Annotated in this window: 21 protein-coding genes; 14 read left to right on the plus strand and 7 right to left on the minus strand. The window is 68.9% G+C overall.

What is annotated here, in order from left to right; genetic code table 11:
* Window positions 1-5: 5 nt before the first annotated feature.
* The 3 genes from AB0F51_RS10825 (at window position 6) to AB0F51_RS10835 (ending at window position 2,581) form a co-directional block, all read left to right on the plus strand.
* Window positions 6-1,241: an Nramp family divalent metal transporter gene (locus AB0F51_RS10825; protein WP_360277357.1), complete on the plus strand. Its 1,236-nt coding sequence runs from the start codon at window positions 6-8 to the stop codon at window positions 1,239-1,241.
* 7 nt (window positions 1,242-1,248) lie between these two features.
* Window positions 1,249-2,040, plus strand: coding sequence for a metallophosphoesterase (locus AB0F51_RS10830; protein ID WP_360277360.1), 792 nt, complete (start codon window positions 1,249-1,251; stop codon window positions 2,038-2,040).
* A gap of 160 nt (window positions 2,041-2,200) precedes the next feature.
* Window positions 2,201-2,581 carry a DUF427 domain-containing protein gene (locus AB0F51_RS10835; protein WP_360277363.1) on the plus strand — a complete coding sequence of 127 codons (381 nt, stop codon included), beginning with the start codon at window positions 2,201-2,203 and terminating at the stop codon, window positions 2,579-2,581.
* A gap of 99 nt (window positions 2,582-2,680) precedes the next feature.
* Here AB0F51_RS10835 and AB0F51_RS10840 read toward each other — a convergent pair whose 3' ends face one another.
* Window positions 2,681-3,691: an aldo/keto reductase gene (locus AB0F51_RS10840; RefSeq protein WP_360277366.1), complete on the minus strand. Its 1,011-nt coding sequence runs from the start codon at window positions 3,689-3,691 to the stop codon at window positions 2,681-2,683.
* A 78-nt stretch (window positions 3,692-3,769) separates the two neighbouring features.
* Between AB0F51_RS10840 and AB0F51_RS10845 the strand changes: the two genes are divergently transcribed.
* Window positions 3,770-4,393, plus strand: a complete 624-nt coding sequence (locus AB0F51_RS10845; RefSeq protein WP_360277368.1) for a TetR/AcrR family transcriptional regulator — start codon at window positions 3,770-3,772, stop codon at window positions 4,391-4,393.
* Here the strand turns inward: AB0F51_RS10845 and AB0F51_RS10850 are convergent.
* The gene (locus AB0F51_RS10850; RefSeq protein WP_360277370.1) at window positions 4,336-5,118 is read right to left on the minus strand and encodes an alpha/beta hydrolase; all 783 of its coding nucleotides are present in this window, start codon (window positions 5,116-5,118) and stop codon (window positions 4,336-4,338) included. The genes AB0F51_RS10845 and AB0F51_RS10850 overlap by 58 nt on opposite strands.
* Window positions 5,119-5,273: 155 nt before the next feature.
* On the opposite strand from AB0F51_RS10850, the gene AB0F51_RS10855 reads away from it, so the two are divergent.
* Complete coding sequence (locus AB0F51_RS10855) at window positions 5,274-7,562, plus strand: helicase C-terminal domain-containing protein (protein WP_360277373.1); 2,289 nt, start codon at window positions 5,274-5,276, stop codon at window positions 7,560-7,562.
* 42 nt (window positions 7,563-7,604) lie between these two features.
* Here AB0F51_RS10855 and pepN read toward each other — a convergent pair whose 3' ends face one another.
* A complete protein-coding gene (pepN, locus tag AB0F51_RS10860; RefSeq protein WP_360277376.1) occupies window positions 7,605-10,031 on the minus strand; it encodes an aminopeptidase N in 2,427 nt (808 codons plus the stop codon).
* A 140-nt stretch (window positions 10,032-10,171) separates the two neighbouring features.
* Between pepN and AB0F51_RS10865 the strand changes: the two genes are divergently transcribed.
* A complete protein-coding gene (locus tag AB0F51_RS10865; RefSeq protein WP_360277379.1) occupies window positions 10,172-10,927 on the plus strand; it encodes a carbonic anhydrase family protein in 756 nt (251 codons plus the stop codon).
* A gap of 25 nt (window positions 10,928-10,952) precedes the next feature.
* Here the strand turns inward: AB0F51_RS10865 and AB0F51_RS10870 are convergent, their stop codons facing one another.
* Window positions 10,953-11,144, minus strand: coding sequence for a hypothetical protein (locus AB0F51_RS10870; protein ID WP_360277382.1), 192 nt, complete (start codon window positions 11,142-11,144; stop codon window positions 10,953-10,955).
* 188 nt (window positions 11,145-11,332) lie between these two features.
* Here AB0F51_RS10870 and AB0F51_RS10875 point away from each other — a divergent pair, with 188 nt between their 5' ends.
* A complete protein-coding gene (locus AB0F51_RS10875) occupies window positions 11,333-12,973 on the plus strand; it encodes a DNA repair helicase XPB (RefSeq protein ID WP_360277385.1) in 1,641 nt (546 codons plus the stop codon).
* Window position 12,974: 1 nt separating this feature from the next.
* On the opposite strand, the gene AB0F51_RS10880 is transcribed toward AB0F51_RS10875, so the two are convergent.
* Genes AB0F51_RS10880 through AB0F51_RS10890 form a run of 3 tightly spaced genes read right to left on the minus strand, consistent with a single transcriptional unit; the run spans window position 12,975 to window position 15,670 of the window.
* Window positions 12,975-13,646 carry an FCD domain-containing protein gene (locus AB0F51_RS10880; RefSeq protein ID WP_360277388.1) on the minus strand — a complete coding sequence of 224 codons (672 nt, stop codon included), beginning with the start codon at window positions 13,644-13,646 and terminating at the stop codon, window positions 12,975-12,977.
* Between the two features lie 4 nt (window positions 13,647-13,650).
* Window positions 13,651-14,592: a dihydrodipicolinate synthase family protein gene (locus AB0F51_RS10885; RefSeq protein WP_360277391.1), complete on the minus strand. Its 942-nt coding sequence runs from the start codon at window positions 14,590-14,592 to the stop codon at window positions 13,651-13,653.
* A 16-nt stretch (window positions 14,593-14,608) separates the two neighbouring features.
* Window positions 14,609-15,670 (minus strand): sialidase family protein, encoded by a 1,062-nt coding sequence (locus tag AB0F51_RS10890; protein ID WP_360277394.1) that lies wholly within the window; start codon window positions 15,668-15,670, stop codon window positions 14,609-14,611.
* Window positions 15,671-15,730: 60 nt separating this feature from the next.
* Between AB0F51_RS10890 and AB0F51_RS10895 the strand changes: the two genes are divergently transcribed.
* The 7 genes from AB0F51_RS10895 to AB0F51_RS10925 all read left to right on the plus strand — a co-directional run bounded on the left by AB0F51_RS10895 (window position 15,731) and on the right by AB0F51_RS10925 (window position 25,414).
* A complete protein-coding gene (locus AB0F51_RS10895; RefSeq protein ID WP_360277397.1) occupies window positions 15,731-17,353 on the plus strand; it encodes an extracellular solute-binding protein in 1,623 nt (540 codons plus the stop codon).
* Window positions 17,354-18,298, plus strand: coding sequence for an ABC transporter permease subunit (locus tag AB0F51_RS10900; RefSeq protein ID WP_360277400.1), 945 nt, complete (start codon window positions 17,354-17,356; stop codon window positions 18,296-18,298).
* Window positions 18,295-19,182 (plus strand): carbohydrate ABC transporter permease, encoded by an 888-nt coding sequence (locus AB0F51_RS10905; protein ID WP_360277403.1) that lies wholly within the window; start codon window positions 18,295-18,297, stop codon window positions 19,180-19,182. The genes AB0F51_RS10900 and AB0F51_RS10905 overlap by 4 nt, the downstream gene beginning before the upstream one ends.
* A 189-nt stretch (window positions 19,183-19,371) precedes the next feature.
* The gene (locus tag AB0F51_RS10910; protein WP_360277406.1) at window positions 19,372-20,121 is read left to right on the plus strand and encodes a phosphatase PAP2 family protein; all 750 of its coding nucleotides are present in this window, start codon (window positions 19,372-19,374) and stop codon (window positions 20,119-20,121) included.
* Window positions 20,122-20,168: 47 nt separating this feature from the next.
* Window positions 20,169-22,175, plus strand: a complete 2,007-nt coding sequence (locus AB0F51_RS10915; protein WP_360277408.1) for an AAA family ATPase — start codon at window positions 20,169-20,171, stop codon at window positions 22,173-22,175.
* Between the two features lie 16 nt (window positions 22,176-22,191).
* On the plus strand, window positions 22,192-23,067 hold the full coding sequence (locus tag AB0F51_RS10920) for an RNA polymerase sigma-70 factor (RefSeq protein ID WP_360277410.1): 876 nt from the start codon (window positions 22,192-22,194) through the stop codon (window positions 23,065-23,067).
* Window positions 23,068-23,158: 91 nt separating this feature from the next.
* Window positions 23,159-25,414: a PQQ-binding-like beta-propeller repeat protein gene (locus tag AB0F51_RS10925; protein ID WP_360277412.1), complete on the plus strand. Its 2,256-nt coding sequence runs from the start codon at window positions 23,159-23,161 to the stop codon at window positions 25,412-25,414.
* The last annotated feature ends 14 nt before the right edge of the window (window positions 25,415-25,428 follow it).

The following is a 25,428-nucleotide window of genomic DNA, read 5'->3' on the forward strand; positions in this document are numbered from 1 at the left end:
CTCCCATGTATGCACCGGCGCCGCTGCGGCGACAGCTGAATCGTTCGGGACTGTTGCTCCTCGGTCCCGCCTTCGTCGCGGCCGTCGCCTACGTGGATCCGGGCAACTTCGCGACCAACATCGCCGCCGGCGCGACGTACGGGTATCTGCTCTGCTGGGTCGTGGTCGGCGCCAACCTGATGGCCGTGCTGGTGCAGTATCTGGCGGCCAAGGCGAGTATCGCGACCGGGCTGACGCTGCCGCAGCTGTGCCGTGAGCACTTCCGCCGGTCGACCTCGACCGGGTTGTGGGCCCAGGCCGAGCTGGTCGCGATCGCCACCGACCTGGCCGAGGTGGTCGGTGGCGCGATCGCGCTGAACCTGCTGTTCGGGATCCCGTTGCTGGTCGGTGGCGTCATCACCGGAGCGGTCTCGTTCGCGTTGCTGATCTACCAGTCCAAGCGGGGGCAGCGGCCGTTCGAGGCGGCCATCATCGGACTTCTCGCCGTCGTGCTGGTCGGTTTCGTGTTCTCGACGATCCAGTCGCAGCCGTCCGGATCAGGTGTCATCAACGGTCTCGTCCCGCGCCTGCAGGGCACCGAGTCGCTGGTGCTCGCGGCCGGCATGCTGGGCGCGACGGTGATGCCGCACGCGATCTGGCTGCACGGCGCCCTCGTCACCGACCGGCACTGGAAGTCGATCCGCTCGGCGAAGGGCAAGCAGCGGGTACTGCGTGCCACGCGGCTGGACGTCGCGGTCGCGATGGCGCTGGCCGGCGCGGTGAACCTCGCGATGGTGGTGCTCGCGGCCGCCGCGTTGAAGGGCACCGGCGCCGACTCCCTGGACGCCGCGCACGGCGCGATCGGGGACCGGCTGGGCCACACGGCCGCGTTGCTGTTCGCGCTCGCGCTGCTGGCCAGCGGTTTCGCCTCCTCCTCGGTCGGTACCTATGCCGGCTCGGTGATCCTCGAAGGGTTCTGGAAGCGTCACGTGCCGCTCGCGGTCCGCCGGCTGATCACCTTGGTGCCGGCGTTGCTGATCCTGGCGATCGGGATCGACCCGAGCCGCGCGCTGGTGGTTTCCCAGGTCGTTCTGAGCTTCGGCATCCCGTGCGCGCTGTGGCCGTTGGTCCGGTTGACGGCCTCCCGGCGCGTCATGGGTGAGCTTGTCAACCGGTGGCCGACTACTCTCACCGCATGTCTGGTCGCCACCGCCGTCACGGCCCTCAACGTCGTACTGATCGTGCTGACGCTGCGCGGGTGAAACGCACGTGACAGCGACCTATGCGGTCAGTGACGTCCACGGTCACCCGGAGAAACTCGCCGCCGCCCTGCACGAAGCCGGGCTGATCGACGCCGACGGCAACTGGTCGGGCGAGGACGCCAGGCTGTGGTTCCTGGGCGACTTCTTCGACCGCGGGCCGGACGGGGTCGGCGCCCTGGCGATGGTCCGGCGGCTGGTCGCACAGGCCGAGGCCGGCCGGGGCGAGGTCCGGGTGCTGCTCGGCAACCACGAGATCCTGTCGCTGGGGATGCGCAAGTTCGGCGACACCTTCGTGCCGCACGACGGGATCACCTCGCGCAGCTTCGAGCGCAGCTGGGCGCTGAACGGCGGTCAGGACCGCGACCAGGAGCTGCTCACCGACGATGATGTCGCCTGGCTGCTGGACCAGCCGATGCTCGGGCTGGACGCCGACCACCTGCTGATGCACTCCGACACCGAGGAGTACCTGTCCTGGGGTGACTCGATCGACGAGATCAACGCGACGGTCCGGGCCGAGCTGCACAGCGACGACATCGTCGTCTGGTGGGAGATCTGGCGCCGGACGACCTCGCGGTACGCCTTCCGCGGCGAGACCGGCCCGATCGTCGCGGCCGAGCTGCTCGACCGGCTCGGCGGCCGCCGGATCGTGCACGGCCACAGCATCGTGGCCGACCAGCTCGGCATCGACCCGGCGTACCTGACCGGCCCACTCCTGTACGCCGACGGGCTGGCCCTCGGCATCGACGGCGGCGCCTTCGACGGCGGCCCCTGCCTGGTCGTCAAACTGCTCCCGGTCTAGTGCCCTGTGTTCGAGGTTCTTTGGCGCTTGCGGCGCCCAGGCACGCACCTCAACACCGCAATCACTCAAACAACCTCGAACACAGGGCACTAGCGGAATGTGGGGCGGCCGGGCGCGGTTGTCGAAGTTGTAGCCGCCGTACGCCCTTTGGAGCTGAGACATGTCTGACAAGCCGATCAAGACGCCTGGTCCCGACCACCCGATCACGGTGGGCAAGAACCCGGACCGGGTGATCGTCAAGGTCGCCGGCCAGGTCATCGCGGACAGCCGCGACGCCCTGTCCCTGCAGGAGGCCAGCTACCCGGCCGTGCAGTACATCCCGCGCAAGGACGTCGACCTGACCCAGCTGGAGCGCACCGACCACGAGAGCTACTGCCCGTTCAAGGGCGAGGCGTCGTACTACAGCATCCCGGCCGGCGGCGAGAAGACCGTGAACGCGGTTTGGACCTACGAGAACCCGTACGACGCGGTGGCCGACATCCGCGACCACCTCGCCTTCTACCCCGACCGGGTCGACTCGATCGAGATCGTCACCGACTGATCGCACTGACTGATCGCACTGACTGACCGCACTGGCTGACTGGACTGGCTGACCGCACTGGCTGACCGGCCCGCCCCGGTTCGGGCCGGTCAGCCGGGCTCAGCCGCGCGCGGCGACGGTGGTGCGGTTGCCGTCCTCGCGATCGAGGGCGGCCCGTACCCCGGCCGGCCGGAGCGCGTCCAGCTCCGCGATCTCGGCCGGTGTCAGCTGCACCTCGATCGCCGCCAGGTTCTCGAGCAGGTACTTCGACCGCTTGGTGCCCGGGATCGGCACCACGTCCGGGCCCTTGGCGAGCACCCAGGCGAGCGCGACCTGGCCCGGCGTACAGGACTTCTTTGCGGCCAGGTCGCCCACCACGTCGAGCAGCGCCTGGTTGGTGGCGAGGTTCTCCGGCCGCCACCACGGCAGGCCACGGCGGAAGTCGTCCTCGGCCAGGTCGTCGAGACTGTTCACCGCGCCGCTGAGCATGCCGCGGGCCAGCGGGCTGTACGGCACCAGGCCGATCCCGAGCTCGCGGCAGGTGCCGACCACGCCGTCCTCGATGTCGCGGGCGAACAGCGACCACTCGGTCTGGACCGCGGCGATCGGGTGCACGGCGGCGGCCCGCCGAATCGTCTCCGGCGCCGCCTCGGACAGCCCGAGGTGAAGCACCTTGCCGGCCTGGACGAGCTCGGCCATCGCGCCGACGGTCTCCTCGATCGGCACGGACGGGTCGGCCCGGTGCTGGTAGTAGAGCTCGACGTGGTCGGTGCCGAGCCGCTTGAGCGAGGCGTCGATCGCGGACCGGACGTACTCCGGCCGGCCGTCGGCCCGGTTCGGCCCGTCCCAGGCGTCGCCCTCGTTGCGGACGATCCCGAACTTGGTCGCGATCGTCACCTGGTCGCGGACGTCGGCCAGCACCCGGCCGACGAACTCCTCGTTGTGGCCGAAGCCGTAGATGTCGGCGGTGTCGAAGAAGGTGACCCCGCTGTCGAACGCCTGCCGGAGAGTCTTCTCGGCCTCGTCGGCGTCGACCGGCCCGTAGGCGTAGCTCATCCCCATGCAGCCGAGGCCGAGCGCGGAGACAGTGAGGCCGGAGTTGCCGAGTTGCCGCTGCGGAAGTGTCGTCATGCCCTCGACCGTAGCCAGCCTCCGAGAATTTCGCAACGCTACGTTTCGTATCGATGAATTTCGGCTAAGCTCACCGGCATGAGCCCAGCCGGCAGGCCGAAGTCCGAGACCGCCCGACGAGCGGTGCTGTCGGCCGCGCTCGACCTGGTGGCCGAGAAGGGCTACCAGGCGGTCACGATCGAAGGCATCGCCGAGCGGGCCGGGGTGGCGAAGACGACCATCTACCGGTCCTGGCCCGGCAAGGCGGCCGTCGTGATGGACGCGGTCCTGGTCGAGTCGGACCCGAGACTCGCCTTCCCGGACACGGGCTCGGCGGCCGAGGACCTGCGCCTGCAGGTCTCCCGGGTCGCCGAGTTGTTCACCGACCCCTCGTTCGCCAAACCGTTCGTCGGCCTGCTGGCCGCCAGCCAGCACGACGAAGCACTGGCCGGCGCGCTCCAGGAGTGGCTGATCACCTCCCGCCGCGCCGGGGCGAGCGAGGTACTACGCCGCGGCGTCGAGCGCGGCGAACTGCGCCCCGACCTGGACATCCCGATCGCGATCGACGCCCTGTACGGCGCGCTCTACTACCGCCTCCTGGTCAGCCACGAACCCCTCTCCCCGGAGTACGGCCAACGAGTCGTCGCAGAACTCTTCACCGGCCTTCAGTCGCCGAGGAACTCCTTCAGCACAGGCGCCAGCACCTCCGCCGGTACGACGTGATCCTGGCCGTCCAGCTCGGCCAGCCGTCCATCCGGTAGCACCTTCACCACGGCCCGAGCCGCCTCGACCATGAACGGCGGACTCGCCGAACCGGCGACCATCAGCGTCGGCTGGGTGATGCCGGAAAGCAGCTCGAAGGGCACTCCGCCACCTGCAGTGCCGTGATCCATCACAGCGAAGTCGTACGCCAGCGACGGCGCCACCTCGGCCATGCCGGGCATGTGCGCCAGCTCGCCCGCCGCCTCCGCGGGCATGCCTGCCATCGTGAGGAACGTCTCCACCGCTTCCGTCCGGCGATTCTCGGCCAGCAGCCGAAGGACCGCCGCACCACTCTCGTCGGCCTGCTGCCGTGACTCCTCGTCATCGCCCCCGTACGGCGGCTCGTGCAGGACCACCTTGCTGATCGGAAGCCCCGCGGCGGCTGCTGCTGCCGCCAGGGCAGCGCCGGACGAGTGGCCGTAGACAGCCGCTGTACCGCCAACCGCCGCTATGACTGCTCCCAAGTCCTCGATCTCGCGGGCGACGGAGTACTGGCTGGTGTCACCACTGTCGCCACGGCCGCGGCGGTCGTAGGAGATGACGGTGTAGGTGGGCGCGAGCGCCCCGGCCAGTGGTGCGGTCGAGTTGCGGTCGCAGAGTGCGCCGCCGACGAGGATCAGCGCGGCGCCTGAGCCCACCCGGTCGTAGGCGATCGTCGTACCGTCCGCTGAGGTTGTCGTGAGCATGCCTGTCTCCTCTTGCTGGGTCTTGTCGTCAGCGACGTCGGAGCGGCCGCGCGGGCCTCGACATGTCGCGGTTTGCGGCGCCGGAACCGCAATAGCGTGACAAGAGTTCGGGCGGGGGTCCGCTGGATTGGACTGGGGGCCGTACCGTTGGAGGGATGAGCAATACCGAGCGGACCCGCCCCCGTACCCTCGCCGAGGCACTGCGCGGCTGGGACGACCTTGCCCTCGGGCAGTTGCTCCGGCACCGGCCTGACCTGGCGACACCGATCCCGGCCGACACCGGCCAACTTGCGGCCCGGGCTACCACCAACGCCTCGGCGGCACGCGCGATCAACCGGCTCGACGAGTTCAGTGTCGACCTGCTGGAAGCCCTGTCGGCGCTGACCGAGCCAGTGGACCTCGCGGCCCTGGCCAAGGGCGTCGACCAGCCCGTCGAGGTTGTCCGGCCGCGAGTGACCGAGCTGCTGTCGCTTGCCCTCGTCTGGGGCAACGAGGACGACCTGCGCCCGATCCGGGCCGTGCACGAACTGCTCGGCCCGACACCTGCCGGGCTCGGCCCGCTGACCACCCGGCACTTCGGCGACCTGGACAAGCTGATTGAGGACGCCGGTCCGGAAGCCCGTGAGGTGCTCGACAAGCTCACCTGGGGCCCGCCCACCGGCACAGTCGAGAAAGCCGAGCGCCCGGTGACGATCGCGTCTGCCCGCTCCCCGATCGAGCAGCTGCTCGCGCGCGGCCTCGTAGTACCGAAGGATCCGACCACTGTCGTGCTGCCTCGGCAGATCGGGTTGCACCTGCGCGGTGGACGTGTGCTGGCCTCTACCAGGCCGACTCCGCCTCCACTCGATGGCAAGCCGGTGTCGAGTGCCATTGCCAACCGTGCCGCCGCAGGCGCCGCGCTGGACCTCGTACGGCAGGTTGACCGCACTCTCGAGCAGCTGGGCACAGACCCGCCACCTGTACTGCGTACTGGCGGCATCGGCGTCCGTGAGCTCCGCAGCCTCGCTACCAAGATCGGTGCCGAGGAACAGACCGCCGGAGCCGTCCTGGAGATCGCGTACGCCGCAGGGCTGGTGGCGGCCGTCGAGGTCGGCACCAGCGAGCTGTGGCTGCCCACTGGTGCGTACGACGACTGGCTGGAGCTCGACACGGCTCACCGCTGGGCCGCGCTGGTCAATGCCTGGTTCACCGGGTTGCGGGCTATCGGGCTGATCGGCCGGCGGGACAGTGGCGGTGCGACCGCGGCTGCACGTGACCGGTTGGTGAATGCGCTGGCGCCGGACCTGGAGCGACTGCTGGCTCCTGAGATTCGGCTGCTCACGCTGCGGGCTCTGGCCGAGGCACCGGAAGGTACTGCGCCCGCGATCGAGTCAGTGGTCACGTGGGTTGCGTGGCACCGGCCGCGGCGAGGCGGACAGTTCCGAGACGACTTGGTCGAGTGGACCATCACCGAGGCCGCTCTGCTCGGGCTGACCGGGCTGGGCGCGCTTGCCACGCACGCTGCCGTCCTGTTGAAGGAGGAGCCGACCACTGAGGAGCTGGCCGCCGCCATCCAGCCGCTGGTGCCAGAGCCGGTCTCAGAGGTGCTGCTGCAGGCTGATCTGACTGCGGTCGCGCCTGGGCCGCTCGTGCGCGCAGTACAGGATGAGTTGGCTGCCATGGCCGACATGGAGTCGCACGGTGGCGGTGGGGTCTACCGCTTCAGTGAGAGCTCAGTACGCCGGGCCTTCGATCTCGGGCGGACCAGCGACCAGCTGCACAAGTGGCTGGCCGAGCACTCCCGGACGCCCGTCCCGCAGCCGCTCACGTACCTGATCGACGACGTGGCGCGGCGGCACGGCGTACTGCGGATCGGCGCGGCGTCGACGTACCTGCGGTGTGACGACGAGAACGTGCTGACCGGCTTGCTGAGCGCCAACCTGCCCGGCATCCGGTTCCGCCGGCTGGCGCCGACTGTGGTCGTCTCGCCGTCCCCGCCCGACCTGGTGCTGAGCCGGTTGCGCGACGCGGGACTGGCTCCGCTCGGCGAGACCTTCGACGGTGTCGTCCACGTGACCACGGCAGGGAGCCGCCGGGGCGAGCCACCGCGCCGGCGGACCAGCCGGGACTTCGCGGACCATGCGGTCGACCTCACCGAGGACCAGATCAAGGCGGTCATCGAGAAGGTCCGCTCCGGCGACCGGGTCGCCGCCGAGCGGCCGGCCGAGCACACTTCGGGCGACACGATCGCTCCCGCGGAGACGATCAGCGTGCTCAGCGAAGCGGCCGAGGCGCACACCCGGACCTGGATCTCGTACGTCGACCACAACGGCACCCCGGCCGAACGGATCGTCGAGCCGGTCCGGGTCGCCGACGGCTGGCTGACCGCGTACGACGAGGACGCGGACCAGCCGCGCACGTACGCCCTGCACCGCATCGCGACCGCGCGGCCGGTCGACAAGTAGTCACCGGAGCCGGCGCAGTAGGGTCACGCGCCGGAGCCGGAGTCAGGCGCGGCGGGCGCGGAGCATGCGGGTGACCAGGTCCGCGCGCTCCAGCACGCCCGCGCGGACCACCGGCTCGGCGTCCCCGACCAGCGCCTTCGCCTTCTCCACAACGGTTTCGTCGACCCCGAACAGCGGGAAGAGCAGCTTCGAATACGTCATCGCCGCCATCATTCCCCCCTCGGCGACAGTGGGCACGAGCTCGAGGTACGCCGCCGCGAACGGTCGCAGCAACTCGTCCTGTCCCGCACTCCAGAACGCCGCCATCACCTGATGCACCATGCCGAGCGGCACCGCCTGGTCGACCACCACGCGCTGCCAAACAGCCTGCTTCTCGGCAGCATCGGGCGTCGCCGCGCGGACCGTCAGCCTGCTGATCCAGGCCTCAGGGTCCGGGTCCCTGGCCAGCAACGCCTCAGCCTCCGCGGCAGTGTCGCCACCAAGCTGAGCCTCGCGGACCAACGCCCGCCACTGCAGGTCGACATCATCGCCGGCCTCGGTCTGCAGCCACCCGACCGCGTCCAGATCAGCGGCCGTTCTGGCAAACCCCCGCAGCGCCACCTTCCTCAGCCGCGCATCACCAACCAGGCTGCGACATGCCGCGGCAACCGTCGCCGCCAACTCCGTCTCGGAGCTCCACAGCAGCGCCACATCGACCGCGCGGTTGAGATGCGGCTCGATCAGCGACTCGGACGTCTCCACCGCCAGTACTCCGGTCAGGCACCGGACCACCTCGCCCGCGGGCGCTTCGCCGGTGATCAGCATGTCCCACGCCGTGGCGATCGCGACCGCGCGCGAGATCGGCGTCGGGAGGCCGCCCGCGTTGCCGAAGAAGGCCTCCCGGCTCTGGGCATCCGGCCGCGTGGAGGCGAACGTCAGGTCGTCGTCGTTCACCAGATAAAGATCGGCTGGGGGCAGCTCCAGTGGCGTTCGCTCGCCGGCGACCTCCACCAGCACTCGCGCGATCCGCTCCAACTGCCGGCGGTTGCGCTGATAGGCGCCGACGGCAAGCACTTGCGGTCGCGGCTCACCATTGGGGCCCTGGGCAACTAACGTGAAGCCGTCCTCGTCCTGCTCAAGCGTCAGCCGGTCGGTCCCGGCGATGTCCAGCCAGCCAACGTGCCAGCTCTCCAGATCACGATCGGACTCTTCGGCGATCGCCGCGACCAGGTCCTCCAGCGTCGCGTTTCCCCAAGCGTGCTTGGCGAAGTACTTGGTCAGGCCGGTGGAGAACTGCGCCTCGCCGACATACGTCATCAGCTGCTGGAGGACGGACGCACCCTTGGGGTAGGTGATCGCGTCGAAGGTCGCGGCAGCCGCGGCGACATCCCGCACCGGCTGGCGAATCGGATGCGTGGTCGGGCCCTGGTCAACGAGGTAGGCCTTGAGCTTCTCCCCGGCCAGGTGCGCGGCCCACGCATCGGAGTACGAGGTGGCACTGACCGCCGCCCAGTTGCTGGCGAACTCGGCGAAGGCCTCGTTGAGCCACAGGTCGTCCCACCAGCGCATCGTGACGATGTTGCCGAACCACATGTGCGCGAGTTCGTGCAGCAGGTACCGCGCGAACAGGTCCCACTCGGCCCTGGTCGGCGTACTGCGGCGGAGGAACCAGTCCATCCAGGTGACGCAGCCGTAGTTCTCCATCGCGCCGGCGAACTCCGGGGCGAACACCTGGTCGTACTTGCGCTGCGGGAACGGCATCCCGAACTTCTCGGTGAAGAACTCGAAGCCCTGGGTGGTCAGCCGGAACAGTTCGTCGGCGTCACGGTCCAGGATCGGCGCGAGCGACCGGCGGGCGAAAAGGCCGAGATCATGACCCGCGCCTTCGCGACGCAGTTCGTAGTACGGGCCCGCGTTGATCACCAGGTTGTACGTCGACAGCGGCGAGGTGGGCGGGAACGTCCAGCGGCGAGCACTGCTCCCGACGCTCTCGATCTCCGGGTCGCCGCTGCTGGTCAGGACGATCCAGTGCGCGGGAGCGGTCACCGTGAAGGCGTGCGGCGCCTTGAGATCGGGCTGATCGAAACAGGCCCAGACGGAGCGGGCGTTGTCGGGCTGAAAGTCCGTCCACAGATAGACCTCGCCATCGGCGGGATCGACAGCCTTGTGCAGCCCTTCGCCTTGCGTGCTGTCCGCCCGCACGGTCACCACGGTCAAGACGTTCTCCGCGGCAAGGTCCGGCAACGCGATCCGCCCATCGACCGGCGGCGGCAGAGCGACGCCGTTGAGCGTGGCGCTCTCGATCTCCGCGACGCAGTCGGCGAACGTTGCCGCGCCCGGTTCACGACAGGTGAAGGCGATGGTCGACGTACAGACGACCCGGGAGCCTGCCGGGAGATCGGTCAGGTCGACGGCGATGTCATACCGCCGCACCTCCACCAACCGTGCCCGCTCCGCCGCCTCGACCTGGGTCAGACTCCGAACTCCCATGACCGCACAATGCCATGCCGCCGGCCCGCCGGGCATCGGGTTTTGGACCCGGTCGAGGTGGTGGCACCGAACGGGCGTACCTTGCCAAACGGGTGTATGAGGCACCCGTTCCTGTTCCCGCCCGATTGTGGAGTTCTTCTGTGTCAGTGTCTCGTCGTGCCGTTTTGTTCGGAGTTCCCGCAGCGGCTGCCGTGGTGGCGGCGCCCGGGTTGTTGAGTGCGTCGGCCCAGGTCGCGCACCAGAGCCCGATCGACATCCAGACCTTCCAGGCCGTGAGCAATCCGGCCTTGCCCGCGCTGCACGTGCATTACCCGACGGCGCTCGATCTGTCCGTGCGGTACGAGAGCAAGGACGGCGGCCAGCCGGGCGGGTGCGAGACGCGCACCTCCGAAGAGACCGTGCTGTCCGAGATTCCGGCCGGCGCGGCGTGGGTGACGGTCGGTGGGGTCCGGTACGACCTGGCCAACTTCCACTTCCACACCCGTTCGGAGCACCGGCTGAACGGGCATCAGTTCCCGTTGGAGCAGCACTTCGTGCACCTCGGGCCGAACGGCGAGAAGCTCGTCATCGCGCTGTTCATCACGACCGGCGGCCCAGGTGGGACCCTGCAGGACAAGGTGCTGGCGACGGTGCCGGAGGAGTGCGACGAGGACGTGCACCTCGCCAAGGCCAACCTGGCCGCGGCGTTGCCGCGCGACCTGTCGACCTACCGGTACCAGGGTTCGCTGACCACCGACCCGTACACCGAGCCGGTCAGCTGGCTGGTCCTCAAGCACCATCGCGGGATCCTGCCGGTCTCGCTGGCCCACTTCCAGAGCCGCTTCCCCAACGGCGACAGCCGCCCGATCCAGCCGCTGAACGGGCGCACGGTCACCTACCGCCCCCAGCACCACTGATCCTGCGAGGCTGACCTGCGAGGCGTCAGCGGGCCGCGGCGAGCGCCGCGGCCGCCAGGCCGAGCAGGGTGATCGCGAGGGTGAGGTCGGCCACGAGGCGGTGGTTCAGCCAGTGGGCCCGAAGGTGGGCGGTGGTGCGGTAGATGGCCGGTACGGCGGGGCTCGAAGCCTCCGCCGGGCGGGTTTCCGTCATCGTCACGGTGTCGCTGGTGTTCACGGCACGCTGCTTTCAGGTGGTCATTCCGTGGGCCACATCTCTGTACCCGACCTCATACCTTGCCAGCTTCGGCCCGGTTCAAACGTTCGGACGAGGATCGGCACCCGACCGTGAGATTTGGCGGCACGAGGCACAATGGAGGGTCGGGCGGAGTGTTCCGCCCGTCGCTGGTGACGGGAGACGCTGTAGTGACTGACGGACCGCTGATTGTCCAGTCCGACAAAACCTTGCTGCTGGAGACCGCTCATCCGGACTCCAGCGACTGCCGGAAGGCGATCGCACCCTTCGCCGAGCTGGAGCGGGCGCCGGAGCACGTGCACACCTACCGGCTGACGCCGCTGGGCCTGTGGAACGCCAGGGCGGCCGGGCACGACGCCGAGCAGGTGATCGACGTACTGCTCCGCTACAGCCGGTACCCGGTCCCTCACTCGCTCCTGGTCGACATCGCGGAGACCCTGGATCGCTATGGCCGGCTCCGGCTGGAGAAGCACCCGCAGCACGGGCTGGTCCTGGTCACGACCGACCGGCCGGTCCTGGAGGAGGTACTGCGCTCCGCCAAGGTCAAGCCGATGATCGGCGCCCGGATCGACGACGACACAGTCCTGGTCCACCCCTCCGAGCGCGGCCACCTGAAGCAGACACTGCTGAAGATCGGCTGGCCGGCCGAGGACCTCGCCGGGTACGTCGACGGCGAGGCGCACCAGATCGACCTGGTCAAGGACGGCTGGGACCTGCGTCCGTACCAGCAGCAGGCGACCGACGCGTTCTGGCACGGCGGCTCCGGGGTCGTCGTACTGCCGTGTGGCGCCGGCAAGACGATCGTCGGCGCGGCCGCGATGGCGCAGGCGTCGGCGACCACGCTGATCCTGGTGACGAACACGGTCTCCGCCCGGCAGTGGAAGGACGAGCTGCTCAAGCGGACCACCCTGACCGAGGACGAGATCGGCGAGTACTCCGGCGCCCGCAAGGAGGTCCGGCCGGTCACGATCGCGACGTACCAGGTGATGACGACCCGGCGGAAGGGCGTCTACACGCACCTGGAGCTGCTGGACGCGCGTGACTGGGGCCTGATCGTGTACGACGAGGTGCACCTCCTGCCGGCCCCGATCTTCCGGATGACCGCGGACCTGCAGACCCGGCGAAGGATCGGGCTGACCGCGACGCTGGTCCGCGAGGACGGGCGCGAGGGCGACGTGTTCTCGCTGATCGGACCCAAGCGGTACGACGCGCCGTGGAAGGACATCGAAGCGCAGGGCTGGATCGCGCCGGCGGACTGCGTCGAAGTACGGGTCGATCTGGAGCAGACCGAGCGGTTCGTCTACGCGACCGCCGAGCCGGAGGACCGGTACCGGCTGGCCGCGTCGACACCGGCCAAGTCGCGGCTGGTCCGCCGGATCGCCGAGCACCACAAGGGTGAGCCGATGCTGGTGATCGGCCAGTACATCGACCAGCTCGACGAACTGGGTGAGCGGCTCGAGTGCCCGGTGATCAAGGGCGAGACGACGGTGAAGGAGCGGCAGCGGCTGTTCCAGGCGTTCCGGACCGGCGAGATCGACCGCTTGGTGGTCAGCAAGGTCGCCAACTTCTCGATCGACCTGCCCGAGGCGTCGGTCGCCGTCCAGGTCTCCGGCACCTTCGGCTCCCGCCAGGAAGAAGCCCAGCGCCTGGGCCGCGTACTCCGCCCGAAGGGCGACGGCCGCACCGCCCGCTTCTACTCCATCGTCGCCCGGGACACCGTAGACGCCGAGTTCGCCGCCCACCGCCAACGCTTCCTGGCTGAGCAAGGCTATGCGTACACCATTGTGGATGCGGAAAATCTCTTCGCCTGAACTAGCCGTTGAATCTGGTGTGGATGCCGACGAAGTGGGCCTTCATCGAGCGGGCGAACCTGTCGGGCCGGCCGGATTTCAGGGTGTCGAGGAGGTCTCGGTGCCAGCCGGCGGCGTCGGCGGGGGTGTAGCGGGCGCCGGGGAGGCGGGCGTCTACCTGGGCGAAGGTTCGCCAGAAGACGCTCAGGAGGTCGATCACCAAGGCGTTGCCGAGCGGCTCGTACAAAGCTTGGTGGAAGGCCCAGTCCTCGTCGGGGAAGTACTCCCCCGACGAGGCTTTCGACTCCATCCGGGCGACGATCTCTTCCAGTTGGTCGCAATCGGTGCCGCTGAAGTGCGCGACCACGTCCTCGGCCAGGCCGACCTCGAGGGCCTGGCGGACCTCCAGGACGTTGCGTACGTCGCTCAGGTCGCCCGCCATCGACTGGGACATCCGGAAGCCGAGCCCGTCCTCCAGCGACTGCAGCGTCACCTCACCGACGTACGTCCCGTGGCCGTGCCGGATCTCGATGATGCCGACCGCCTGCAGCGCCTTGATCGCCTCGCGCAGTGGATGCCGCCCGACCCCGAGCTGGACCATCAGCTCCTGCTCGTTCGGCAGCGGGTCGCCCGCCTTGAGGCCACGTTCGAGGATGAACGACTTCATCCGGTCGCGGATGAAGGACTGGTTCACGCCGTCACCGTAACCCGGCACGGTCCAGCAGGTCGCCAATGCCGGAGATCTCGTCGTCGTCCAGCGGGATCGACGGGTACGCCGTCAGCGGGCACGCGATCACCCCGAGCAGGAACAGCGCGGCCTTGAACGCCCCGAGCGCCGCCGAGCTGGCCCCCATCCGGCTCCGGTCGGCGACCTCGACGATGTCGAACAACCGGAACAGCCGGTCCTGCTCGGCCCGGGCCACCTCAGGACTCCCAGCCGCAACCGCATCGAAGATCCGCACGTACCCCGCCGGATCCACGTTCCCGAGCCCCGGTACGACGCCGTCGACGCCGAAGCTCAACGCCGAGTCGACCGTCAGTTCCGAGCCGGTCATGATGGCAAACCCGTCGAGCCCCGCGGCCGCCCGGTCGAGCACCAACTGCCGAAGACTGGTCTCCTGCCCGCTCGAATCCTTGACCCCGGCAACGACTCCGCGCCGGCCGAGCTCGATCACCAGTGCCGCCGGCAACTTCGTGCCGCCGACCCGCGACGGGATGTCGTAGGCGTACAGCGGCGTCTCCCCCGCCACCGAGGCCAGCCGGGTGAAGTGCCGCTCGATCTCGGCCCAATGCGTCGCCGCATAAAAGGGTGCGGTGGCAACAATCGCGTCGACACCGGCCTTCAGCGCGGCGGACACATGAGCCCCGACCCGGGCGGTCGACGTGTCGATCGCCCCGGCCAGCACCGGCACCTGACCCGCCACCTCCGAGACGACGGTCTCCAGCACGGTCTGCCGCTGCTCGTCGGTCAGAAACGTCCCCTCTCCCGACGTTCCGAGCACGAAGACGCCGCGCACTCCACCGGTCAACTGGTGCTCGACCAGCCGCGCCAGCGAGGCGGTGTCGACGTCGTACTCGGGGGTCAGCGGTGTGACGAGCGGCGGCACGACACCGCTGAGCTTCTGGGCGGAAGTAGGCACAAAGATCTCCCCTGGTTCAGAGCGTGAACGGATCGAAGGTGGCAAAGCGCAAACTGGCGAAGGACGACGTCTCGCCGGCCTCGTAGAACACCCCGACCCGGCCGCCGGGCAGCACCACCAGATCGGAGTACCCGGACATCCCGGGATGGACGACGGCTCCCGGGCGCCAGCTCATGCCCGAGTCGTCGCTGACGAACACGGTCAGCTCCCGCCGGACCGACGGATCCACCGGCGTGCTCATCAGCAGCCGATCGCCGACCCGCACCACGCTGCCCTGAATCCCCGGCGCGGTGACGCCGGCGATTCCCTCGTACGGCGAATCCAGCGTGCGCCCGCCATCCGACGACCACGCGTGCACGCGGGCGGGCCCGGTCCCAAGGTGGTTGCGTGCGTTGAAGTAGAGCCGGCCGTCGGCCAGCTCGGCCACGGTCGTCTCGTTCGCATTGATCTCGTCGCCGTCGTTGCGATCGACGAACCCACACGACCAGGTCCGCCCACCGTCGTCGCTGAAGATGCAATGCCCGCCGTTCATTCCGGTCGGGACGATTGAGTGGTTGGCGGGCACGACCAGCCTCCCGGCGTACGGGCCCTGCGTGAGGGTGATGCCGTGGCACGGACCCGTGGCGTACCAGCCCCAGTCGGCGGGCTTCACCTGCGCGGTGATCTCGACCGGCGCGGTCCACGACTCACCGCCGTCGGTACTGCGCTGCACGTACACCCGCCGGCCACTTTCCGCACCGATGCCCTGGGCAAGGGAAGTCTCGATCGCGTCGGCACCGTTCTGGCAGGTCACCAGCACCAGGTCCCCGCTCGCCGGGTCGACCAGCGGCACCGGGTTGCCACAGGTCTTGCCCGCGACCGCCGAAACCACCTGGAGCGGAAGCCAACTCAAGCCACCATCCAGCGAGCGACGTAGGACGACCTCAATCTCACCCGCGTCCCCCGCAGAATCCAGCCGACCCTCACAGAACGCCAGCAACCCTTCCCCTACAGCAAGAACTGCCGGGATCCGGAAGGTGTGATAGCGGCTGCCGACCGGGTCGAAGACGATTTGGGTCTCGCCGACTCTTGAAGACATAGGACGTACTATGTCACTGTGAGGCCGCAGTCACAATCGCTCCCCCTGAAGTGAGGCCTCATGCAGCTCAGCAGACGAACGTTCCTCGGTGGCGGCCTGGCCGCAGCGGCGGTCGCGGTCACCGGTACGCCGCTGATCAGCGGCTGCGCGGCCGACAAGAAGAACCAGGCCGCCGCCAACCTCGCGGTGAAACTGCCCACCTACTCCCGGTTCACCGGCGTGAAGCCCGACCTGCCCGGCACCGACCTGGTCCTGGACGGCTTCCTCAAGTACCCCGCGAACCCGCTGAAGGCGATCGCGGACAAGCCCGGTGACGGTCAGCCGATCTCGTTCATGACCAACATCCCCGGCGCGATCCCGCCGGCCGCGGACAAGAACGAGTTCTGGCAGGCGCTGAACGAGCGGCTCGGTTCGGAGCTGCAGATCAGCATGGCGTCCAACGACGAGTACAAGGACAAGTTCGCCACCCGGGTGGCCGGTGGTGACCTGCCCGACGTGCTCAACATCCCGGTCGACACCGTGCAGATCCCCGGCCTGGTGAAGGCGAAGTGCACGGACCTGACCGAGCACCTGTCCGGCGACGCGGTGCAGAAGTACCCGTTCCTGGCGAACATCCCCACGCAGTACTGGAAGGGCTGTGTCTTCAACGGCGGCATCTACGGCGTACCGGTGCCGCGGGGGATGTCCCGGACGTCACTGCCGCTGTACCGCGCGGATCTCCTGGCGGCCAAGGGGATCAAGGACCCGGCGCCGAAGAACTTCCAGGAGTTCTTCGACCTGGCCAAGGAGATGACCGCGACCAAGCAGAACAAGTGGGCCTGGACCAGAGTGCCGCTGTCGACCATCCGGCAGATGCTGATGGTGCCGAACGTCTGGCGCGAGGAGGGCGGCAAGTTCACCTCGATGTACGAGCACGAGGCCCAGACCGAGGCACTCGAGGCGGCCCGCAAGATGGTCGCGGCCGGCGTGATCAACCCGGACGCGTTCAACGACAAGGCGACCGCCCGCAAGCAGTGGTTCAGCGGCGGGATCGCCGCCTTCGACTACGACAGCTTCGTCGCCTGGAACCAGTACTACGCCGACAACACCACCAACGAGTCGTTCGCCGTGGGCATGCTCGACGTTCCCGGGTTCGCCGGCGGTCAGGGCGCACCGTGGATGGGTTCGGCGCTGAACAACATCACCGCGTTCAGCAAGGACAGCAAGCACTCGGTCGAGACGCTGCTCAAGCTGGCCAACTGGATGGCCGCGCCGTTCGGCACCGAGGAGTACCTGTTCCGCAAGTACGGCGTCGCGGGCCGCCACTACTCGCTCGTCGGGACCGACCCGGTGCCGACCAAGACCGGCGTGGTCGAGACCGGCATCGGTCTGCAGTACATCAGCGACTCCGCCCTCGCGCTCTACTGGTCGGGCAAGCCGGACGTCCCGCGCCGGCAGCACGCGATCCAGCAGAAGGTCGCGCCACGACTCACCTTCGACGCGTCGTACGGGCTGTACTCCGATACGCAGTCGAAGAAGCAGACGCAGCTCGCCAAGACGATGACGGATCTGGAGAACCAGATCGTGCAGGGCAAGAAGCCGGTGGCGGACTGGACCGCGGCGGTCAAGACCTGGAAGTCCTCCGGCGGTGACGCGATGCGGTCCGAGCTCGAGAAGGCCTTCTCCGACGCGGCAGGGCGCTAGATGCTCAAGGCAACCAGGGCGAAACCTTCGCAGCAGCTGTCACTCGGTCAGCGGTTGCTCCGCGACCGGGTGCTGCTGCTGTTCGCGCTGCCCGGTACGGCGCTGATCGTTGCCTTCCACTACGTTCCGCTGCTCGGAAACGTGATCGCCTTCAAGGACTACCAGCCGTTCCTGGGCATCAGCGGCAGTGACTGGGCCGGCTGGGCGAACTTCTCGGTGATCTTCACCGGTGACCCGGCCTTCCTGCAGGCGTTGAAGAACACCCTGATCCTGACCAGCCTGCAGTCGGTGTTCGTCTTCCCGGCGCCGATCCTGCTCGCGCTGCTGCTGAACTCCCTGTTCTCCGAGCGGATCAAACGGATCGCGCAGAGCATCCTGTACCTGCCGCACTTCATGTCCTGGGTGATCGTGGTCGCGCTGTTCCAGCAGATGCTCGGCGGCAGCGGTCTGCTGAACAACTACCTGCGCTCGCACGACCTCGCCACCCTCGACATCATCGGCAACTCCGAGCTCTTCCACGTGCTGCTGACCTCGCAGATCATCTGGAAGGACACCGGCTGGGCGACGATCCTCTTCCTCGCCGCGCTCTCCCAGATCGACTCACAGCTCTACGAGGCGGCCAGCGTGGACGGCGCCAGCCGGATGCGTCAGCTCTGGCACGTCACCATGCCGGGACTGCGCGGGATCATCATCCTGCTGTTCATCCTGCGGCTGGGTGACTCGCTGACCGTCGGCTTCGAGCAGATCATCCTGCAACAGGCCGCGGTGGGTCGCGACGTCAGCGAAGTACTGGACACCTACGTCTACAACAACGGCGTGATCGGTGGGGCGTGGGGCGTGGCCGCGGCGGTCGGGCTGGTCAAGGGCATCGTCGGGGTCGTGCTGGTCCTGGCGGCCAACAAGGTCGCGCACATCTTCGGGGAGCAAGGGGTGTACAGCAGATGAGCCGGCGGATCGTCAACGGCGTACCGATGCCGTCCTGGCCGATGCGGGGGCTCAAGGGCGTTGTCCTGTTGGTGTTCTGTGCCGTCGTGATCATTCCGTTCGTCGCGGTGATCTCGACCAGCGTCGCGCCGAACCAGCAGATCAACGAGTCCGGTGGGCTGGTCCTGCTGCCGAGCTCGGTCGACTTCGGTGCGTACCGCTCACTGTTCGCGGGCGGCGTGGTGACCCAGGCGTTGTTTGTGAGCGTTTTCGTGACAGTGATCGGCACGCTGCTCAGCCTCACCGTGTCGTGTCTGCTGGCGTACTCGCTGGCTCGTCCCGGGTTCACGGCCGGGCGGCCGATCCTGCTGGTGGTGCTGTTCAGCATGCTGTTCTCGCCTGGCATCATCCCGACGTACCTGGTGGTGAAGGGTGCGGGTCTGCTGGACAGTATCTGGGCGTTGATCGTGCCGACGATGGTGAGCGCGTTCAACGTGATCGTGCTGCGCGCGTTCTTCTCCGCTCTGCCGCAGGAGATCACCGAGAGCGCGCGGATCGACGGTGCCGGCGAGCTGAAGACGTTCACCCAGATCGTGCTGCCGCTGTCGAAGGCGGTCCTGTCGGTGATCGGCCTGTTCTACGCGGTCAGCTACTGGAACGCGTTCTTCTCCGCCCTGCTCTACCTCAACGACAGCAAGCTCTGGCCGCTGCAACTGGTCCTGCGAACCTACGTCATCAACGACACCCAACTGGGCACCGCGGAGCTCGGCACCGAGCAACTGCCGCCGCAGGCCTCGATCCAGATGGCGATCCTGGTCGTCTCGATCGTGCCGATCCTGCTCGTCTACCCGTTCCTGCAGCGCCACTTCGCCAAGGGGGTGCTGACCGGGGCGGTCAAGGGCTGATGTGACGGTCCTGTCACAAAGCGTCGCTCGGGGCTTGCCCAGGGCAACATCAGGGTTCGGCCTGGGCCATTCCCCACGCCTCGGCCGGTACCGTCGAGGGGTATGGGGATACAGGCACTGGAGCAGGTGGATCGGGTCGGGGAACGGGGAAAGGCTCCAACGCAGGGGCCGGCGCCGGTGGTGTGGAGGGTGGTACGGGAGGTCGTCCTGCTGGCCGGCCTGTTCGGGGTCTACAGCGCAGGCCGGCAGTTCGCCGCCAAACACACCAGCTCCGCCTACGACCATGCCCGGGAGGTGCTCTCCTGGCAGAACTGGCTGCACCTGCCCAACGAGGCAGCCGTCCAGCACGCGGCGCTGCAGACCCCTCACCTGGTCGAGTCAGCGAACCTGTACTACGCCTCCGTGCACGCGCCGCTGACCGGAGCGGTGCTGCTCTGGCTGAGCATCTGGCGCCCGAAGGCCTATCCGCACGTGCGCTGGACGATCGCGGCGCTCACCGGGCTGGCCCTGATCGGCCACATCGTCTTCCCGCTCGCGCCACCCCGGATGATGCCGGGCTTCGTCGACACCGGGCTGCGGTTCGGCCAGTCGGTCTACGGGCCGGACGCCTCCGGCGGGGTGGTGAACCAGTTCGCCGCGATGCCGAGCCTGCACGTCGGCTGGGCTGCCCTGATCGCGCTGTCGATGATCCTGATCACCCGGACCAGGTGGCGCTGGCTGTGGCTGCTGCACCCGATCATCACCTTCGGCGTGGTGGTCGTGACCGCGAACCACTACTGGCTGGACGGCATCGTCGTACTGATCCTGCTGGCCGTCAGCCTGCCGCTGCTGCTCCGGCCGGGGCTCCGGCCGGGGCTGCGGCCGGATCAGCGACCAGGGCCGCGCGGCGACCGGCCGGTACCGGTTAAATCACTCGCCCGGGAGACCGCTCTCAAGTAACGTGGCGGGGCTTCCCCGACCGTCGACCGCTTTGCGGAGGATCTGTCATGCCCCCGGACGACCCCACCCTCCAAGCCGAGAAGGACTACCTCCGGACTTCCCGCGCGGCGCTGGCCGTGATGCGGGAGAAGACCGGCTCGCTGGAGATTGCCAGCGCCGACCCGGTCAACACCCAGTTCCTGAAAGCCGCGATCTACCGGCGGATGAAGGAGCTCGAGGACGACCCTGACGTCCCACTGTTCTTCGGCCGGCTGGACTACCTCGAGCCGGCCGAGGAGACCTTCCACATCGGTCGCCGGCACGTCAACGACGACGCCGGCGAGCCGCTGGTGGTGGACTGGCGGGCCGAGATCTCGGTGCCGTTCTACCGGGCCAGCAAGACCGAGCCGATGGGTGTCGGCACCCGCCGCCGGTTCGGGTTCACCCACGGCGAGATGACGGCGTACGAGGACGAGGACCTGACCTCTGCCGCTCCCGAGCAGCACAGCAACATCCTGGACGCCGAGATCGAGCGCCCGCGCTCCGGGCCGATGCGCGACATCGTGGCGACGATCCAGCCCGAGCAGGACGTCATCGTCCGGGCCGGGGTCGACGAGACCATCTGTGTCCAGGGTGCGCCGGGGACCGGGAAGACGGCGGTCGGCCTGCACCGGGCGGCGTACCTGCTCTACGCGTACCGCGACCAGCTCAGCCGGGCCGGCGTGCTGGTGGTCGGGCCGAACGCGAGCTTCCTGCGCTACATCGGCGACGTGCTCCCGGCACTGGGCGAGATCGAGGCGAAGCAGACCACCGTCGAGGAGATGGTCGCCCGGGTGAAGGTCGCCGGACCCGGGCCGGCCGCCGTGGACGTGCTCAAGGGCGACGCGCGAATGGCCGACGTACTGCATCGTGCGGTCTGGTCGCAGGTCCAGCTCCCTAAGGAAGCTTTGGTGGTTCCTCGGGGATCTCACCGATGGCGCGTACCGGCATACCAGGCTGAGGAGCTCGTCAACGAGCTGCGTACTCGCGGGGTTCGGTACGGCGCCGGACGCGCGATGCTGCCGCAACGACTCGCGCATGCGGTCCTGCTGCGGATGGAGGCGGCCGGGGACTCCCCCGACGACCGTGTGCAGGACTCGGTGGCCCGGAGCCGTCCGGTGAAGCAGTACGCCGAGGCGCTGTGGCCGGCAATCGATCCGGTCAAGCTGCTGTTCCAGCTCTTCACCGACGCTGACCTGCTCGCCGAGCACGCTGACGGGATCCTGACTGCTGACGAGCAGAGCATGTTGCTCTGGGAGAAGGCACCACGGTCTGCGGGCGCTGCCAAGTGGTCCGTTGCCGATGCCACCCTCATCGACGAGATCGCGGACCTGGTCGACCGGACGCCCAGCCTCGGACACGTCGTACTCGATGAGGCGCAGGACCTGTCGGCCATGCAGCTCCGGGCGGTCGGACGCAGGTGCTCGACCGGCTCGATGACCGTGCTCGGCGACATCGCCCAGGGCACGACACCGTGGGCCACACCGTCCTGGGACGAGGCACTGCGACACCTGGGCAAGTCCGGGGCGCACACCGAGGAGCTGACCGCCGGCTTCCGCGTCCCCGGCCAGGTGATCGAGTACGCCGCCCGCCTCCTGCCGCAGATCGCCCCGCACCTGACCCCGCCCACAGCGGTACGGCGGGCTCGCGGTGAGCTGGCCATCACCCGGGTACCGGATGCCCTGGACGCCGCCGCGACCACTGTCGCAGACGTCATGGACCGGCCGGGGTCGATCGGCATGATCGTCCCCGACGCGCTGGTCCCGGCAGCCCGAAAAGCCTTGCAGGGCAGGGGTTTGAGCTTCGCAGTACTGGGTGACGAGGATGACGTCGACGCCCACGTGGACGTCGTACCGGCCGGGCTGGCGAAGGGTCTGGAGTTCGACCACGTCGTGCTGGTCGAACCGGCCGGCATCGTCTCCGGCGAGCCCGACGAACGCACCGGCCTGCGCCGCCTCTACGTCTGCCTGACCCGTGCCGTCACCTCACTCGCGATCTTGCACAGTGAGGACCTTCCCGAGGTGCTGACCACCTGATCGTAGGCTTGGTGCCGTGACCACTGAGCTGGACGAAGCGGCCGTCGACTTCGGGCGCGTGCGGCCGCGGCTGTTCGGGATCGCCTACCGGATGCTCGGCAGCGTCCAGGAGGCCGAAGACCTCGTCCAGGAGGTCTGGCTCAAGTGGCAGGCCTACGACCGCAGCACGGTCCGGGAGCCGGCCGCCTTCCTTGCCACCACGACGACGCGGCTGGCGATCAACGCGAGCCAGTCGGCCCGGGCCCGGCGGGAGAAGTACGTCGGGCCGTGGCTGCCCGAGCCGGTCGACACCAGCTCGGACCCGACCCTGGGCGCCGAGCGCGGTGAGGCGCTGGAGCTCGCGATGCTCGTGCTGCTGGAGAAGCTCTCCCCGGCGCAGCGGGCGGCCTACATCCTGCGCGAGGCCTTCGACTACCCGTACGACCAGATCGCCGAGATCGTCCAGTTGTCCGAGCCGAACGTGCGCCAGCTCGTCAGCCGCTCGCGCAAGCGGCTCGCCGACGAACGCCGCGAGCCGGTCGACGCCACTGAGCAACGCAGGCTGCTGGAGGCGTTCATGGCCGCCGCCCAGGAAGGCGACCTGGCCACTCTGGTCGAACTGCTCGCCGCCGACGCCGTCAGCTACTCCGACGGCGGCGGCATCGTCCGCGCCACCCGGATCCCGCTGGTCGGGGCCGAGCAGATCGCCAAGGTCACCGTCGCCTACTCGGCCAACTTCTGGACCGGCGCGACCTTCACCTGGACGCAGACCAACGGCGGCTGGTCCGTGGCGGCCGCCCGGGACGGCGAGACGTACGTGGTGGTCAGCATCAGCGCCTCAGCGGCCGGTATCGACCAGATCCAGTGGATGCTCAACCCCAGCAAGCTGGCCGCCCTCACTTTCACCGGCTGACCGGGACGAAGGCCCGGTTGTTCGGTAACCGCAAGCGTTCGGAGCGGCGATCGAGGGGCGGTCGTGGTGGTCCGGCTGGCAGACTGTGGCGGTGGTAGCGCTGCGGACGAGGTGGAACGAGCTGATTCCCGGCTCGGCACCGCTGGCCGACGAGCTCGTCGCCAGGTACGTCGAGCGGACCCGGCGCGCCTACCGTGACCAGTACCTCGACACGGTGCTCACCGCCCTCGACCAGCTGATCCAGCTCAGTACCGACCCGACCTCGGTCCGGCTCGCGGCCTGGTTCCACCGGGCGGTGCACCAGCCAGGTGGCGGGCCCGCCGAGGACGCGGAGTCGTCGGCGCGGCTGGCCGAGCAGACACTGCCGGCGTACGGGGTGGATCCGATCCGGATCGCCGAGGTGGCCCGGCTGGTCCGGCTCACCGGCGAGCTGGCGACCCCGCCGACCGATGCCTACGCGCCGCCGCGCCGGGACGCGAACGGTGACGTCCTGCTCGACGCGGTCAACGGCGTGCTGGCGATCGCCCCGGCCCGCTATGCCGCGCACGCGTCCGAAGTACGACGGGACGCCGGTGACCGCACCGCCGCCATCAGCCGCCGGTACGACGAAGTGCAGCAACTGCTGGACGGCCATCTCTACCGGACTCAGTTGGCGCGGCAACGGATGGGCTCGATGGCTCGAGCCAACCTGGAAGCGGAGCTGGCCGGGCTCGACAGCGAACTGCCTGCGCCTTGGCGAGGGTGGCAGCAGGCCGCACTGGCAGCGACAGCCACCTTCGCGGCAGTGGCGGCATCAGTCGCGTCGATAGCGGCAGCGGGCGCTCCCTGGCAGGTGCCGACGGTGGAGCCCGAGTCCGGCTGGCCACCGGTAGCCCTGGCCGTCATCTCGCTGGTCTGTGCTCCCCTGCTCTTCCGATCCGCTCGTAGCGCCAGTCAGCGCGGCAGGCTGATTGCGGGTGCAGCAGTGGCCATCGCGGTCACAGGGCTCCTAGTGGCGTGGGCCCAGGTCCCAGCGACGAACCCGGCCGTCGGTATCGGTCTGCGGGTCCCACTGGTCATCTCAGCACTCCTACTACTCCTGCTAGCCGGTACTGCGGCTCTGGTCGCATCCCTGCTGCGGACGAAGACCGCGAGATTCCTCCCCTCCCGGAACCTTGGCCAGCAACTGGCGTGGCTCGCCGTACCGGGAGTGATCGCGCTACTGCTCCTCCTGGTGGTGCAGCCGCTGGCCAGGGGGTATGTGCTGAGCTCCAACGAGCGATCCGAAGGACCCCGCAAGCCCGCTGGCGCGGCACCTCATTCGGTGCTGGACGGCGGCGTCACGTGGGTTAGCCGCGCATTGGCCAACGCGGGCGCCGAGGAGGCCGTCGGGACGAAGTACGGGATCGCCGTACCGCGGAACAGCGGTGTGGTGGAGATGCTCGACGCGGCCACCGGCGAGTTGCGCTGGCGGTACAGCCGGTCCGACTCGGACGAGAAGCCGGAGATCGTCGCCACCGGCAACGGCGAGTACGTGCTGGCCGAGTTCGCCGACGTGGGCTACTTGTTGCTGGACGCGAACACCGGCAAGCGGAAGGCGGCCTGGCCGGGCAGTACGCGCGACCACAGCATCCAGCAGGCCGACCCGCTCCTGACCGGCGAACGGCTGGCCCGGGGCTCCGACAAGTTGCACGGGGTCGACGCGGACGGCAGCACCCGCTGGACCTTCGAACCGGGCCGCTGTACCGACATCGGAGCCGTGGCGACCTCGGACACGGTGGTCACCTTCCTGGGACACAGCTGCGGACGGGAGCCCGACGAGATCGCCGGACTGGACCTGGAGAGTGGCAAGAAGCTCTGGAGCAAGGCACCGACCGACATGTACAGGCGGCCGACGGTGGTCGGCGGGGTGGTCGTGGTGGCCGAGCCCGGTGGCGACTCCGACGTACCGGTCGCGCTGGTGGGGATCGAGCCGCGGACGGGTGAGACGAAGTGGCGCTGGCCGGTACCGGCGGGCTGGTCGTGCCGGACGCTGCTGAAGCCGGCCGGGCGGTACCTGGTCGTGGTGGACTGCCCGGGATCGGAGGCCACCCAGACGGTCGTCACCGCGATCGACGCGGTGACCGGGCAGACCACCTGGCAGACGACGGGGCCGGTGAACCCCCGCACCAGAGTCGCCGTCACTACCGACGGCCGGGTCGTGTCGCTGTCCGGCAGCAGCTCCCGAGGCTGCTGGGCCAACGTCATCGATCGCACCGGCTACCGCCGGGTCCGCCTCCCGACCGGCATCTCCTGCGGCCGCGACCCGGTCGCCATCGGCAACCTCGTCCTCACCTCAGGCACCGCCGGAGTCGTCGCCCTGCACTGAGCGGGCTGGGCTCA

This window comes from Kribbella sp. NPDC023855 (genome assembly GCF_040639475.1).
Lineage (GTDB): Bacteria > Actinomycetota > Actinomycetes > Propionibacteriales > Kribbellaceae > Kribbella.